General features: G+C 38.8%; 13 protein-coding genes. 6 read left to right on the top strand and 7 right to left on the bottom strand.

Features of this window, described 5'->3' with window-relative positions:
* The 5 genes from ACFSAV_RS06225 to fdhD form a co-directional block, all read right to left on the bottom strand.
* Window positions 1-330 (bottom strand): hypothetical protein (locus tag ACFSAV_RS06225; protein WP_379097489.1); only part of this gene is annotated, 330 nt, incomplete at its 3' end.
* 185 nt (window positions 331-515) lie between these two features.
* Entirely contained in the window at window positions 516-1,592 is a 1,077-nt protein-coding gene (alr, locus tag ACFSAV_RS06220; protein ID WP_379097604.1) for an alanine racemase, read from the bottom strand.
* Between the two features lie 5 nt (window positions 1,593-1,597).
* On the bottom strand, window positions 1,598-3,001 hold the full coding sequence (locus tag ACFSAV_RS06215) for a replicative DNA helicase (protein ID WP_379097486.1): 1,404 nt from the start codon (window positions 2,999-3,001) through the stop codon (window positions 1,598-1,600).
* A gap of 193 nt (window positions 3,002-3,194) precedes the next feature.
* Window positions 3,195-5,375 carry a DNA helicase II gene (gene uvrD, locus ACFSAV_RS06210; RefSeq protein ID WP_379097483.1) on the bottom strand — a complete coding sequence of 727 codons (2,181 nt, stop codon included), beginning with the start codon at window positions 5,373-5,375 and terminating at the stop codon, window positions 3,195-3,197.
* Between the two features lie 152 nt (window positions 5,376-5,527).
* The gene (gene fdhD / locus ACFSAV_RS06205; RefSeq protein ID WP_101775840.1) at window positions 5,528-6,349 is read right to left on the bottom strand and encodes a formate dehydrogenase accessory sulfurtransferase FdhD; all 822 of its coding nucleotides are present in this window, start codon (window positions 6,347-6,349) and stop codon (window positions 5,528-5,530) included.
* A 248-nt stretch (window positions 6,350-6,597) separates the two neighbouring features.
* Here fdhD and fdnG point away from each other — a divergent pair, with 248 nt between their 5' ends.
* The 4 genes from fdnG to fdhE all read left to right on the top strand — a co-directional run bounded on the left by fdnG (window position 6,598) and on the right by fdhE (window position 12,258).
* Window positions 6,598-9,657, top strand: coding sequence for a formate dehydrogenase-N subunit alpha (gene fdnG, locus ACFSAV_RS06200; protein WP_379097479.1), 3,060 nt, complete (start codon window positions 6,598-6,600; stop codon window positions 9,655-9,657).
* 1 nt (window position 9,658) lies between these two features.
* Entirely contained in the window at window positions 9,659-10,567 is a 909-nt protein-coding gene (gene fdxH, locus ACFSAV_RS06195; protein ID WP_101775837.1) for a formate dehydrogenase subunit beta, read from the top strand.
* Entirely contained in the window at window positions 10,560-11,237 is a 678-nt protein-coding gene (locus ACFSAV_RS06190) for a formate dehydrogenase subunit gamma (protein WP_101775836.1), read from the top strand. Before fdxH ends, ACFSAV_RS06190 begins: the two co-directional genes overlap by 8 nt.
* 91 nt (window positions 11,238-11,328) lie before the next feature.
* The gene (gene fdhE / locus ACFSAV_RS06185) at window positions 11,329-12,258 is read left to right on the top strand and encodes a formate dehydrogenase accessory protein FdhE (RefSeq protein ID WP_379097474.1); all 930 of its coding nucleotides are present in this window, start codon (window positions 11,329-11,331) and stop codon (window positions 12,256-12,258) included.
* Window positions 12,259-12,443: 185 nt separating this feature from the next.
* Here fdhE and ACFSAV_RS06180 read toward each other — a convergent pair whose 3' ends face one another.
* Together ACFSAV_RS06180 and ACFSAV_RS06175 are read right to left on the bottom strand one after the other, a co-directional pair.
* The gene (locus ACFSAV_RS06180; protein WP_101775834.1) at window positions 12,444-13,148 is read right to left on the bottom strand and encodes a tetratricopeptide repeat protein; all 705 of its coding nucleotides are present in this window, start codon (window positions 13,146-13,148) and stop codon (window positions 12,444-12,446) included.
* Between the two features lie 9 nt (window positions 13,149-13,157).
* Window positions 13,158-13,874 carry a YwiC-like family protein gene (locus ACFSAV_RS06175; protein ID WP_101775833.1) on the bottom strand — a complete coding sequence of 239 codons (717 nt, stop codon included), beginning with the start codon at window positions 13,872-13,874 and terminating at the stop codon, window positions 13,158-13,160.
* A gap of 101 nt (window positions 13,875-13,975) precedes the next feature.
* Between ACFSAV_RS06175 and ACFSAV_RS06170 the strand changes: the two genes are divergently transcribed.
* Together ACFSAV_RS06170 and ACFSAV_RS06165 are read left to right on the top strand one after the other, a co-directional pair.
* Window positions 13,976-14,329 carry a RidA family protein gene (locus tag ACFSAV_RS06170; protein ID WP_101775832.1) on the top strand — a complete coding sequence of 118 codons (354 nt, stop codon included), beginning with the start codon at window positions 13,976-13,978 and terminating at the stop codon, window positions 14,327-14,329.
* Between the two features lie 124 nt (window positions 14,330-14,453).
* The gene (locus tag ACFSAV_RS06165; RefSeq protein ID WP_379097469.1) at window positions 14,454-15,782 is read left to right on the top strand and encodes a cation:proton antiporter; all 1,329 of its coding nucleotides are present in this window, start codon (window positions 14,454-14,456) and stop codon (window positions 15,780-15,782) included.
* The last annotated feature ends 19 nt before the right edge of the window (window positions 15,783-15,801 follow it).

The following is a 15,801-nucleotide window of genomic DNA, read 5'->3' as shown; positions in this document are numbered from 1 at the left end:
TTCGCTCGCTGTTCGCTCGCTGTTCGCTCGCTGTTCGCTCGCTGTTCGCTCGCTGTTCGCTCGCTGTTCGCTCGCTGTTCGCTCGCTGTTCGCTCGCTGTTCGCCAGCGATTATCTGGCGGTCTTTTAACTCTGTCAATACTGGAATATGCTTTTTGAGCATTTCCTCAACATTTTCACTATGTTCTTCCCAAACTAAACCATATTTCTTGCTAACTAAAGCATTTTCAATTTCATTAAATGCTTGAAGGTGAACATCATCATTGTGTGCTGCTTTTAACTCTGCCAAAAAAGCGAGCATTTTCTCTCGTTTCTGTTGGGATAGATTCATTTTTTCTCCTTAACAATATATGAAGTAAAACTTTGCCTTCTTTAAACATTTCATGTTATCAAAAAAATTTTAGAATACTTTTTTAAACATTCTAATTTTAATTAAGTTATGATAATCAATGCGTTGAACAACATTAATTACACTAAAAAGTGCGGTAAAACTGACCGCACTTTCTTTATCTACTATTAATCCACATATTCTGTTAATACACGTGGCGTTAACTTTGTAATAAGTTCATAGCTGATTACGCCACTAATTTTGGCAATTTCTTCAATGGGAAGCTCTTTACCCCATAAAATTACTTCATCACCGACACTATCTTGGCTTTCTTGACCTAAATCTACCGTCAGCATATCCATAGATACCTTACCTACTATTGGTACACGGCGACCATTTAAATACACAGGCGCTCCTGTCGGCACATCTCGAGGATAGCCATCACCATAACCAATCGCGACCACACCAATTTTAGTTTCTTTATCGCTCACCCATACTCCACCATAACCAACAGGTTCACCTTCTTTATGATTTTTAATAGCAATTAACGAGGAGGTTAACGTCATAACTGGTGTAAGATCATATTCTTGTGCAGGGATGTTGACTGGTGAAATGCCATACATAATAATGCCTGGTCGAATCCAATCTAAATGCGATTCTGACCAAAACAAAATGCCGCCTGAAGCAGCAATACTGCGCTGTCCATTTTTATCTTTTGTACAATGCAAGAAACGACTTAATTGCATCGACGTATAATCACAGTCTAACTCATCTGCACGACTAAAATGGCTAATAAAACAAATATCAGGATCGACATTAGGTGAGCTTTTAAGTGTGTGATAAAAGTCATTAACTTGATCTAAATCTACGCCTAAACGGTGCATGCCCGTATCAATTTTAAGCCAGACTTTAATTGGTGTTGGCACTCTTGCTGCTTGCAATGCCCGTAATTGCTCCACATTATGTACAACGGTTTGAATATTATTGATCGCAATAACAGGCAAATCTTTATCACAAAAAAAGCCTTCAAGTAACAAAATAGGTTTCGTAATCCCATTTGAGCGTAAACTTAAGGCTTCTTCTAAACGAGCAACACCAAAGCAATCAACCATGTCTTCTACGGCGGATGATACAAACACGACTCCGTGCCCATAAGCATTTGCTTTGACGACTGCAATAATTTTACTGTTTGGTGCTTTCTGCTTAATAGTTTGGATATTATGTTTTAGCGCAACAGAACTAATTTTGGCTGTTGCAGGTTTCATATTCATTAATAATCGTCTCTCATATCTCGTTGTTCAGCTAAATTATCAAAGCGAGAATATTGTCCTCTAAAGGCAAGTCTGACACGTCCAATTGGACCGTTACGCTGTTTACCAATAATAATCTCTGCTACTCCTTTATCTTCGGAGTTTTCGTTATACACTTCATCACGATAAATAAACATGATCAAGTCAGCATCTTGCTCAATAGAGCCAGACTCACGTAAATCTGAATTGACAGGACGTTTATCTGCGCGATTTTCTAACGTACGGTTAAGCTGTGACAATGCAATGACCGGCACTTCCAATTCTTTTGCCAGTGCTTTTAAAGAACGAGAAATTTCTGCAATTTCTAAAGTACGGTTATCGGCAAACCCTGGCGCACGCATTAATTGTAAATAGTCCACCATAATTAGGCTTAACCCACCATTTTCCCGATATACGCGTCTTGCTCTTGAACGCAATTCTGTCGGTGTTAAACCAGAAGAATCATCAATATATAAATTTGGTTTATTTGCAAAAAGTCCCATTGTACTACCAATTTTTGACCAGTCGCTTTGATCTAACCCCTGCCCAGTACGAATTTTTGTTTGATCCACACGCGATAAAGAAGCTAATGAACGCATCATAATCTGTTCTGCTGGCATCTCTAAACTGAATACAAGCACAGGTTTCTCACTTTTCAATGCCGCATTTTCACACAGATTCATCGCAAAAGTGGTTTTCCCCATTGATGGACGCGCAGCAACAATAATCAAATCTGAAGGCTGTAAGCCCGCTGTTTTTTTATCAAGCGCATCAAAGCCCGTACTGACCCCAGTGATACCGTTATGCCCTTCCGCTTTACTTAATAACTCAATACGATCAATAGTCTTTTCAAGAATAGCGCAGATATTTTGTGGACCATCATTTGAAGTCGTCCTTTTTTCAGAAATCGCAAATACTTTTCGTTCTGCCTCATCTAAAATATCTTTTACTTCCATACCTTTAGTGCTGTAACAACTTTGTGCCACATCATTACTCACACTGATTAAATCACGTAAGATCGCACGATCACGTACAATCGCTGCATAAGAAACAATATTAGAAACACTTGGTGTATTTTTCGAAAGCTCAGCTAAATAAGCAAATCCACCGACATCTTCACTTAAATTTTTCTCTTTCAGAAATTCATAAATATTAATTAAATCAATTGGTTTACCTTGGCGTACCAAGTTTTCCATCTCTTGAAAAATGACACGATGAGCGGCTAAATAAAAATCATCAGGAATTAACATATCACTAATGCTATCCCAATGTGCAGGATGAATAAGAATGCCCCCTAAAACAGACTGTTCCGCCTCTAAGGAATGAGGCGGCACAATGCCTTGTTCAAGTGGTTTAGTTGAAGTCTGGGAGGTCTTTTTTGCCATAAGAGTTGGTTTTTTATTAGAATCAAAATTAGCCTATATCATATACTAATTCTTTTTTTTATTTAAGTAAGAATTGGGAGTAAAACACGAAGTCAACACATCAATTCAGCACAAATTTTCTAAAAACAGACCGCACTTAAACAGTTAAAGTGCAATCTATTCTGACAAAATTAAACGCTATGTTTGGGCTATATTAACGTAGCTTTTCTAATTTTGCCAAATGTGCGATAAGCCATTTAATCCCTTGATTTTGAAAAGCAATTTGTAAACGTGTGTTGTTATCAGCACCTTCAACATTAATGATTGTACCTTGTCCAAATTTCGCATGTAATACTTTTTGCCCCATTTTCCATTCACTCTCGTTCAGAGTTGGCGCAACAGATCCCACTTTTTGTTGATTCATCGCGCGCGTGACTGTACCACGTAAACGTACCTCTTGAATACATTCTGATGGTAATTCAGCGATAAAACGTGAAGGCAAATGACGTTCTTCTTTAGCATATAAACGACGACTTTCCGCGTAACAAATCGTCAGTTTCTGCTTAGCTCGAGTAATCCCTACATAAGCTAATCGGCGTTCTTCTTCTAAACGTCCTGGCTCTTCAAAAGAACGGAAGCTTGGAAATAAACCTTCTTCAACACCAACCATAAACACACGTGGAAATTCTAGACCTTTCGCAGAATGTAGCGTCATCATTTCGACATACTCTTGATGTGGTGCAGCTTGTTCTTCACCCGCTTCTAATGAGGCATGTGTTAAGAATGCAGTTAAATCAGAAAGCTCCTCCGCTTCATCAGGCTTAATAAACTCTTTAGTTGCAGTTACTAATTCTTCTAAGTTTTCAATCCGCACTTCGCCTTTTTCGCCCTTTTCTTGTTTATACATTTCATATAAACCAGAATGTTTGATGACAAAATCAGTTTGGGCAAATAATGGCATTTCGGCACTGTCTTGGTGTAATGAGTTAATTAACTCGATAAAACGCTGTAACGAAGTGGCTGCCCGCCCAGTCAGTAAGTTCTCATCAATCGCTAAGCAAGTAGCTTGCCATAACGTCACCGCACGTTCACGAGTTAAGCGACGTAAAATATCCAAGGTTCGATCTCCAATCCCACGTGCTGGCGTATTGATTACTCGCTCAAAAGCTGCATCATCCTGACGATTGGCAATTAAACGTAAATAAGCTAATGCATCTTTAATTTCCTGGCGCTCAAAGAAGCGCATTCCGCCATAAATACGGTACGGGATTTGTGCACGAATCAACGCTTCTTCGATAACTCGTGATTGACTATTACTACGATACAAGATCGCACAGTCATTCAACTTGCCCCCTTGCTCCAACCACTGTTTTACTTGTGCCGCAACAAATAAGGCTTCATCCAGTTCATTAAATGCAGCATAGATCCCTACAGGATCGCCCAGCTCTCCTTCTGTCCATAAATTCTTACCTAATCGGTTGCTATTATTTGCAATAAGCTGATTAGCGCTTTGTAAAATATTACCCGTAGAGCGGTAATTTTGTTCAAGACGAATTGTTTGTGCTTGAGGGAAATCCTCTAAAAAGCGTTGAATATTTTCAATTTTTGCACCACGCCAACCATAGATGGATTGATCATCATCCCCCACAATCATCACTTTACCTTGCTCACCAGCTAACAATCTGACCCAAGCATATTGAATTTTATTCGTATCTTGAAACTCGTCGACTAAGATATGCTGGAAACGTTGTTGGTAGCGTTGTAGGATAACTGGTTTTTTCAGCCACAGTTCATAAGCGCGTAACAACAACTCTGCAAAATCCACTAAACCTGCACGATCACAAGTATCCTGATAAATTTGATAAATCTTAATCCACTCACGTTCATGACGATCGTTGTTATCATCAATTTGATACGCGCGTAACCCTTCATCTTTCTTATTATTAATATACCAACAGACTTGTTTGGGAATAAAAATTTTCTCATCAAAATTGTGTAATTTAAGTAAGCGTTTAACTAAACGAAGTTGATCATCAGAATCGAGAATTTGGAAATCTTGTGGAAGGTTGGCATCAAGGTGGTGAGCGCGTAGTAAACGATGTGCAATACTATGGAAAGTTCCTACCCACATACCAAATAAACGTTTTGCCGCATGTTGAGCTAAGGTCTTTTCAATACGTTGACGCATTTCAGCAGCAGCTTTATTGGTAAAGGTTACTGCCATAATACTGCCTTCAGAAATAGTTTCGACTGCAATCAACCAAGCAATACGATGAGTTAATACACGCGTTTTTCCACTACCTGCCCCAGCTAAAACGAGGTAATTACCTAAAGGTGCAGCCACTGCTTCACGTTGTTTATCGTTTAACCCATCCAATAATTCTGAAATATCCATGCTGCTCTTTACCTTCATTTTTCATTTTACTATTCCATTTACATCATACCAGTAACTAAATGGAATAAATCAGGGCAGACACTATGCGCTGCCCCAATGTTGAGTATGTCATCAAACTGTCTTTTTATACAGTAAAATTATAGAGAAAATTCTTAAAAAAACAACCGCTCTTTTCCTGCATATATTGTGGCGCGACCTTCTCGAGCAAAACCAACTAATGTCAATCCACATTGTTCTGCCATACTCACAGCCAACTCTGTACCCGCCGAAATTGCAATTAACATCTCAACACCACATACCGCTGTTTTTTGTACCATTTCATAACTAGCACGACTGGTCACGACAACAAAACCTGTTGGTTTACCTTGTTTAGCATACCAACCTAATAACTTATCTAAAGCCACATGGCGTCCAACATCTTCACGAATTGCTAATAAATGACCTGCAATATCAAAAAAGCCTGCGGCGTGAGTTGATCCTGTTTGTTTGCCTAATTCTTGCGCTTGTTGTAATTGGTTAAGACAATCTTCTAATTTATTTAAATCAAACTGTAAAGTGCGGTCTAATTTTGGCAAATTTTTATGTACTTGTTGCAATTGTTCAGTACCACAAATCCCACAACCAGTACGCCCTGCTAAAGTACGACGTTGTTCTTTTAAACGCACAAAACAACGGGTTGCTAGCTCAATTTGCACTTCAATCCCATGGCATACCCTAATAACATCAATGCCATAAATATCACTCACTTTATCAATAATTCCTTCAGCCAAAGAAAAGCCTAAGGCGAAGTCAGCCAAATTTTGTGGTGAACACATCATTACTGTATGGGAAATTCCGTTATAAACTAAAGCAACAGGAGTCTCTGTAGCAAGATTTTCTTCTTTTAACGCATAAGTTATTGTTTTGTTTTTTATTTGTTGGTTTTTTGTTAATTTATTAAAAAAACTAACTTTTACTTTTGTGATCCAAGTCAAAATATTTTTCCTTATTAATGGTTATGGGTTATAGATTTACCATTAAAAAATCAGTATCCTAAAAGGTGCTTAAATTGTAGGTATTTACGTACTTGTATGAGATATACCAACAATTCAAAACTTGGCAAGATTGTAATACAATTTTAACAAGTGAAAAACAAGCCCAAAAATATTTAACGATTTATTTAACGAATTTACTACTATCACATGCGAACAAACTTGTTTTGTCACGCTAAGGAGTATTATCTATGCAGGTCAGTAGAAGAAAGTTCTTCAAGATCTGTGCAGGGGGAATGGCGGGTACATCTGCGGCAATGTTGGGCTTTGCACCGACAGAAGCATTAGCAGCACCTCGCAATTACAAATTATTACGTGCTAAAGAAACACGTAATACCTGTACTTACTGTGCCGTTGGCTGCGGTATGTTGCTTTATAGCCTAGGCGACGGTTCAAAAAATGCTAAAGGCAAATTATTCCATATTGAAGGTGACCCTGATCATCCAGTTAGCCGTGGTGCACTCTGTCCTAAAGGTGCAGGCGCATTGGATTATGTAAACAGTGAACGCCGAGTTCTTTATCCAGAAGTACGTGAAGCAGGCTCAAAAGAGTGGAAACGTATTTCTTGGCACGAGGCGATCGAACGTATCGCACGACACATCAAAACTGACCGCGACGAAAACTTTATTACGCATAATGAAGCAGGCGTTGAAGTTAACCGCTGGATGACAGCAGGTTTCTTAGCGGGTTCTGCATGTAGCAATGAAACAGGTATCCTCACTCAAAAATTTGTACGTTCTCTCGGTATGATTTTTACCGATAACCAAGCAAGTATCTGACACGGACCAACGGTAGCAAGTCTTGCTCCATCATTTGGTCGCGGTGCGATGACAAATCACTGGGTTGATATAAAAAATGCCGATCTTGTTATTGTAATGGGTGGTAACGCCGCAGAAGCTCACCCTGTGGGATTCCGTTGGGCAATTGAAGCGAAAAAACAAAACGGCGCGAAGTTAATGGTGGTTGATCCACGTTTTAACCGTACAGCCGCTGTCGCCGATATTTATATGCCACTACGTCCAGGTACCGATATTGCCTTCTTATCAGGTGTTATTCGTTACTTATTAAATCATGACAAAATTCAACACGAATATGTCAAACACTATACTAATGCGACATTCTTAGTAAATGAGAATTTCAAATTTGAAGATGGCTTATTCTCTGGCTATGATTCAGAAACCCGTAAATATGATCGTTCAACTTGGGCATACCAGTTTGATGAAAATGGTGAACCTAAACGTGACATGAGTATGCAAGATCCACGCTGTGTGATCAACATGTTAAAACAGCACGTTTCCCGTTATACACCAGAAATGGTTGAACGTATTACAGGTACAAAACAAAAAGACTTCCAAATTTTCTGCGAAGAAATTGCGAAAACTTGTGCACCAGATAAAGCGGCAACGTTTATGTACGCATTAGGCTGGACTCAACATACTGTTGGTTCACAAAATATTCGTACTATGGCAATGATCCAATTACTATTAGGTAATATTGGTGTTTCTGGTGGCGGTGTAAACGCATTGCGTGGTCACTCAAACGTACAAGGTATTACAGATTTAGGCTTATTCCCAAATCGTCTACCAGCTTATATTCCATTACCAACCGAAACTGATGCTACGCTAGAAGCTTTCTTAAATCGTATTACCCCAAAAACGATGATGAAAGATCAGGTGAACTATTGGAAAAATACACCGAAGTTCATGGTCAGCATGCTAAAAACATTCTATGCCGATAAAGGCACTAAAGAAAATGAATTCGGTTACCATTATTTACCAAAACTGCCAAAAGGCGGAATGGATCACATGCGTTACATTGAAGAAATGTATCAAGGTCGTGTGAATGGTTATTTCTGCCAAGGTTTCAACCCTATCGCTTCTTATCCAAATTCAGGCAAGATCATTAAAGCATTAAGCAAATTAAAATACTTAGTGATTTTTGATCCGCTTATTACTGATACATCAGAATTTTGGATGAACCATGGTGAATACAATGATGTAAAAACTGAAGAGATTCAAACTGAAGTCTTCCGTTTACCAACAACTTGTTTCGTGGAAGAAGATGGTTCTATTGCAAACTCTGGTCGTTGGTTGCAATGGCATTGGAAGGGTGCAGAACCACCGGGTGAGGCTAAAACTGATGGCGAAATTTTATCTGAAATTCGTGCAGAGTTAATCCATTTGTATAAAACAGAAGGTGGAAAAGCACCACTTGAGCCATTAGAAGCCATGAGCTGGAACTATGCAAATCCACTTGAACCAAAAGCAGAAGAAGTGGCTAAAGAGAATAATGGTTATGCATTAGAAGATTTATTTGATGCAAATGGCAATCTCATCTTGAAAAAAGGACAACTCCTTTCAAGCTTTGCACAAATGCGTGATGATGGCAGCACTTCTGGTGGCTGCTGGATCTATACCGGTCAATGGACAGAGAAAGGGAACCAAATGGCAAACCGTGATAACTCTGATCCATCTAACCTAGGTAATACATTAGGTTGGGCATTTGCATGGCCATTAAACCGTCGTATCCTTTACAACCGTGCGAGTGCTGATTTAGCAGGTAATCCATTTAACCCTAAACGTCCATTAGTCAAATGGAATGGCAAAAACTGGAACTATATTGATGTAGCTGACTTTGGTACCGCACCACCGAATAGCTCGACATTACCATTTATTATGCAACCAGAAGGCGTAAGTGGTTTATTTGTGCGTGAACGTATGGTTGATGGTCCTTTCCCTGAGCACTATGAACCAATGGAAAGCCCAATTGGCACTAATCCTCTGCATCCAAATGTAGTCTCAAGTCCAGTTGCACGTATTCTACCAGCAGATAAGGAAGATTTAGGTACTTCAGCTGATTTCCCTTACGTTGGAACCACTTATCGTTTAACTGAACATTTCCATTACTGGACGAAGAACTCACTTTTAAACGTTATCGCTCAACCTGAGCAATTCGTCGAAATTGGTGAAGATCTTGCGAAAGAAAAAGGCATCAGCAATGGTGATACAGTGAAAGTCAGCTCAAAACGTGGCTATATCAAAGCCGTTGCAGTTGTCACTAAACGTATCCGTACATTAATGTCTGATGGAAAACCAATTCATACTGTAGGTATCCCAATTCACTGGGGCTTCTCAAGTGTAGGCAAAAAAGGCTTCTTTGCGAACAACTTAACTGTTCGTACTGGTGATGCAAATACGCAAACACCTGAGTCAAAATGTATGTTAGTTAATATTGAGAAAGTGGGGGCTTAAGATGGGTGTTGTACAATCTCAAAATATAATCAAAGCCTCTGCGACATCAAACTTTACACCCGCACCACAGGCGCGTGATCATCAAATTGAAGTGGCTAAATTAATTGACGTCACGACTTGTATTGGTTGTAAAGCTTGTCAAGTAGGCTGTTCTGAATGGAATGATTTACGTGCCGAGCCAGAAAAATGCGTGGGAGTATACGATAATCCAATCGATCTCAACGCGAAAGCATGGACTGTGATGAAGTTCAATGAGGTGGAAGAAAACGATCGTCTTGAATGGTTAATTCGTAAAGACGGTTGTATGCACTGTAGTGAGCCTGGCTGTTTAAAAGCTTGTCCTGCGCCAGGCGCAATTATCCAATATGCTAATGGTATTGTTGATTTCCAATCAGACAAATGTATTGGCTGTGGTTACTGTATCGCAGGCTGTCCATTCAATGTACCACGCATGAATCCAGAAGATAATCGCGTATACAAATGCACTTTATGTGTTGACCGTGTGACTGTGGGTCAAGAACCTGCTTGTGTCAAAACGTGTCCAACGGGTGCCATTCGTTTTGGTAGTAAAGAAGAAATGAAGCACTACGCAGAAAAACGTATTGCAGACTTGAAATCGCGCGGCTATGAAAATGCAGGCTTATATGATCCAGAAGGTGTGGGTGGTACGCATGTCATGTACGTACTACATCATGCAGATAAACCTGAACTTTATTCTGGCTTACCAAAAGATCCATCTATCGACTTGAGTGTCAAACTTTGGAAAGATGTATTAAAACCAGTAGCGGCAGTTGCAATGGGCGGTATCGTATTAAGCGAAATTGCTCACTATATCGCAGTGGGTCCAAATACAGAAGAATTTGACGAACATGATGAAGACGAAGCACATAATGGAGGCAAACATGAGTAAGATTAAGATCAGCAACGATCGTAAAATCGTGCGTCATAAACTGCCTGCGCGTCTAAGCCATTGGTTACTTGTGATCTGTTTCTTTGTCACTGGGTTATCAGGACTTGCTTTTTTCTTCCCTGATTTTGCGTGGTTAACTGAGATTCTTGGTACGCCACAACTTGCGCGCTTTGTGCACCCATTTACAGGAATTATTATGTTCATTGCATTTCTTAACTTATGTCGTATTTATTGGCGACATAATTTCCCAGAGAAAAACGACTGGGTTTGGTTAAGAAATATTCATGAAGTACTAAAAGGCAATGAGCATGCTGTTTCTGACAACGGTAAATATAATCTTGGTCAGAAAATGTTATTCTGGACCTTGATTCTTGCGATGTTAACTCTACTTGTCACAGGAATTATTATGTGGAGACAATATTTTTCACATAATTTCTCTATTCCAGTGATTCGTATTGCCATCTTATTCCACTCTACCAGCGCATTCTTACTTTTCACTGGTATTATGGTACATATTTATATGGCATTCTGGGTGAAAGGTTCTATCCGTGGTATGGTCGAAGGCTGGGTTACAGTACGCTGGGCGAAAAAACACCACCCGCGTTGGTATCGTGAAGAAGTTTTACCTCAATTAGAAAAAGAAGAACAAGAGAAACATAGCCAAAAATAAACTATGCTAACTCAATAAAAGTGCGGTCAAATTTTCAGAAATTTTCTAAAAAGCGACCGCACTTTATTTGTTACTTAAACAAGGAAAAATGATGAGTATCAGAATTTTACCCGAATCAGAAATCAAACAAGCTGCCAGTTCTTTTAGCGCCCCAGCATTGCTATTCGCCAATCCGAAAAATCTCTACCAACGCCGTGCAGAGCGCTTTACTACGTTTGCCAAAGCGCATCCCTTAGCTGACTATTTAACCTTTGCTAGTTTAGTTTCTGAAGCACAGCTCGCCGTATTAAAAAACCATCCAATCACCCCAGATTCTCGCTTAAGTGAAAACAATATCTCAGCCGAATTATTGGCAACACAGCCGCTGCATTTTAAACATTGGCAGCGAGATCCTGTCTGGTTAACATTATTAACAGCGCTTTTAAATGAGATAAAACCTAAAGCCAATAACAATATTCTGACTACGATTGAATGGTTAGAAAAAGCGTCTGCAACAGAACTAAACCAATTAGCAGATCACTTACTCGCACAAGAATTTAGCCGAGTGAGCAGCGATAAAGCTGTATTTATTTGGGCTGCACTTTCACTCTACTGGTTACAATTGGTCCAGCAAATCCCACATTCTAGCCATAAAGAAAGTAACGAGAATCTACATGTCTGCCCTGTTTGCGGATCTGCACCCGTTGCCAGTGTAATTCACTTTGGCGCAGAACAAGGCTTACGCTATTTACATTGTGCCCTATGTGAAAGTGAGTGGAATATGGTACGTGCAAAATGTACTAACTGTGATCAAACAGGTAAACTTGATTATTGGTCACTAGATAGCGAAGTCGCGGCAGTAAAAGCCGAAAGCTGTGGAGATTGTCATAGCTATCTGAAAGCACTTTATCAAGAGCGCGACCCCAAAGTAGAAGCTGTTGCTGATGATTTAGCAACATTATTTTTGGATGTCGAAATGGAAGAAAAAGGTTTCCAACGCAGTGGATTAAACCCGTTTCTATTTCCAAATAGTGAAGCATAATTCGCTTATTTTAAATAACAATAACTCATTCATGCTGGCTAAAATAAAATGCATGCTATAAACACTGATTGAAGAATAAGCTTATTTTTGCTTTTATATTTAGAAATGCATGTCCACTGTTTTATTCAGATAAAAAATAGGCAGATCATTATTGAGCTGCCTATTTTTACTTTTGCATTCACAATTTATTGCAATACGGACAAACGTTGCTGCGCTAAAGCGGCAAGTTCGCCTTGTTGATTAGATAATTTTTGATACCAATACACGGCTTGTTTCTTATTTTTCTTGGTACCTTCCCCTTTTTCATACATCATTGCCACACGGTATTGCGCATCATGATTACCCGCTTCCGCTGCTTTTTTAAACCATTTAAAAGCATTAGCGAGTTGTTTTAATTCATTTTCATAAATTTGCCCAAGTACCATCATAGCATCTAGTGAACCTGAATTTGCGGTTTTCTCAAACAACTTAATACTATGCTGAATGTCTTTCTTAACACTATTGCCTTGTAAATAAAAGACAGCCAGATTATTGATTGCTTTAATACTTCCCTTTTCAGCCGCTTCACTAAACCACCAATAAGCTTTTTCAAAATCTTGCGCAACACCTTGTCCTCTGGCATATAAAATACCTAAATTGGCTTGAGCTTGATAATCTCCCTTTTGCGCTAAAGGTAAAATTAATTCAAAAGCCGTTTTCCAATCTTGTTTATCTGCCGCTTGCAAAATTAATTGTTGACGCTCATCATCACTCAACCCTTGCGAAATTTGTTCATTTTCGACCGCACTTGATACCACTGGTGTAGCAGAAGCTACCCGTTCCTCTGTCAACGGTTGTGCCTGTGCAAAAAAGGCATTCATAAGTATACTCAATACAAGCGTTTTTTTCATAGCTAAACCTTATCGTGTCGCAACTAATAACATCACAAAAAAGACGAAAGAAACCACCATTTCAGCTAATCCAACTTGCTTTACACTGAGCTTAACGCGTGGCAGCCAAATAGCACGAACCAATGGTGGTAAATAAGCTAATGCTAACAAATATTGTTGCAAAGGTAAAAACATCAACACACAAAACAAATGAAAAATAATGGAAGCTTTTAAATAAAGTGGGTTCTTACGTTCGCGTAAAACCGATTTGACATAAAGCGTTGTACCAATAAAGAACAAACTTGGATAAAGTGCAACGAACCAAATTTGAATATCAAATCGACGTTCTGCAAAATAATAAGCTGCCATCCCTGCAATAGCGAAAATAGTAATGCCGGCAAAATCATTTAACAATGCACGTTCATCTTTTTGTTTAACATAGTAAATACTTACCACGACGAGAGGTAACATCACGATGACAAAATAGACAATATGCCAGTTATACCATAGTGCAGGTAATGCAAACAAGGCACTAGCACTACCATAAATCCAACTCCATTTGATATTCATCGGCATATTTCTTCCTTTAAATAGATTCAGGAAAGGATAAGTCATAAGATACAGTGCTGCCCAAGCTAAAAATAGGAAAAGATGTTGCCAGATTGGCTGAGATGAAAGCATGCCATATAAAAATGGCATTAATGCCATCACAATCGCACCATGTTGATTAGAAATTAGTAACTTCATTATTCAATCGCCAGACTAAAATTAAGTTGCGTAATTTTAACGAGTTTGATACAAAATAGATATGATATTTGTTCGTTATTCAATCAAAAGAGGGCAAAAAAATGGTGAGTATCCAACGTTTTCACTCAACATCACGTTTATCTGAAATGGCAATTTATAATGGTGTAATCTATTTAGCAGGTCAAGTACCAGAAAAAACGGTACAAGAAGCAGCCTATGAACAAACAAAAGAAATATTAGATTTAATTGATCAATTGCTCGCTGAAGTAGGCGCGAATAAAAGCCGTATCATTAGTGCTCAAATTTATCTAGCAGATATGAGTGATTATGATGAGATGAATCGCGCTTGGGATGAATGGGTCGATACTAAATCACCGCCAACACGTGCTACTGTAGAAGCAAAATTAGCCGTACCAGACTGGAAAGTTGAAATTGTTATCACTGCTGCCGCTTAATTTGTACAATATTTTATTCATATACAAATTTCTGCTTTCTCATTAAACAAACTTTGTCTTATACTTAATGGGCTAATTTCTTAATGAAATTAGCCTTTTTATTTACTCCTCTGGAAAGCATCCTATGAATATTTATACCTATATCTGTTTTTTATCCACCATTTCCATCCTAATTGGTTTTGTAACACGCAAGCTCAACGATAAAATCCAATACACGATTGCGATTACCGCCACTTCAATAATTGTTTCTGTCTTATTTCTTATCTTCGGTCATCTCTCTTGGTTTAAACTTGATGTGGTTGCTACTCACGTAATGGAGCAAATAGATTTCAAAAGCTTCTTACTCAACGGGATACTAGGTTTTTTATTATTTGCAGGTGCCTTGGGAATTAAGCTGCCAGTTTTAAAAAATCAAAAATGGGAAATCACCACTTTCGCCCTTCTCTCAACACTCACTTCCACTTTCATTATCGGCTTCCTTCTCTATACAATTTCCAGTGTCATCGGACTACAAATTGAACTAGTCTATTGCATTTTATTCGGTGCTTTAATTTCACCCACCGACCCTATTGCAGTATTGGCTATCATCAAGAACTTAAAAGCGCCAAAGCGTTTATCCATGCAAGTGGAAGGTGAATCGTTATTCAATGATGGGGTTGGCTTAGTGATTTTTACAACGATTTTCGCAGTGGCTTTTGGTGATCATACTCCAACTGCAGGTGGGATTGCTGAACTATTTTTACAAGAAACAATCGGTGGTATCTTATTTGGCTTTGTTATTGGCTTTATTGCGCATTTACTGATTTCAGCAACAGATGATGGCAGCTTAGAGATTCTACTAACATTAACTATTCCAACAGCAGGTTTTATGTTAGCCAATCTATTACATGTCTCTGGCGCACTGGCAATGGTCGTATCAGGCATTCTCATTGGTAATTGGACAAGGCATACAGGGTTCTCTAAACAAAGCCGTCTTTACCTCGATCATTTCTGGGAAATGATTGATCACTTTTTAAACTCTCTGTTATTTTTGCTTATCGGTCTTGCACTATTATTAGTTGATTTTACAACACAAGGTTTAATTTTATTGCTATTCGCCATTCCGATCTGCTTAGCTGGTCGATATATCAGCGTGTGGATACCTTTTCAAATCATGCAACGATTCCGCCACTATAATCCTTATACTTTACGTATTCTCACTTGGGGTGGCTTACGTGGCGGTCTCTCCCTTGCAATGGCATTATCAATACCCAAAGGCATATTATTTATTGAACACATCGGCATGGATGTTCGCGATTTACTCCTTGTCATGACTTATGCAGTGGTCACTTTTTCTATTTTAGTGCAAGGATCTACCATTGAGAAAATGATTAAAAAAGCCAAAGAAAGCATCATGCATAAACGTGGTTATGTTGATTTAAATCCACAAAAACAAAACCAACGTAAACACTAACAAAAATGCCCTCAATAAT

The sequence above is a fragment of the Pasteurella oralis genome (assembly GCF_042681465.1).
GTDB lineage: Bacteria > Pseudomonadota > Gammaproteobacteria > Enterobacterales > Pasteurellaceae > Pasteurella > Pasteurella oralis.
The sequence above is the reverse complement of the archived record's forward strand: the minus strand, read 5'-3'. Positions and strand labels throughout refer to the sequence as shown.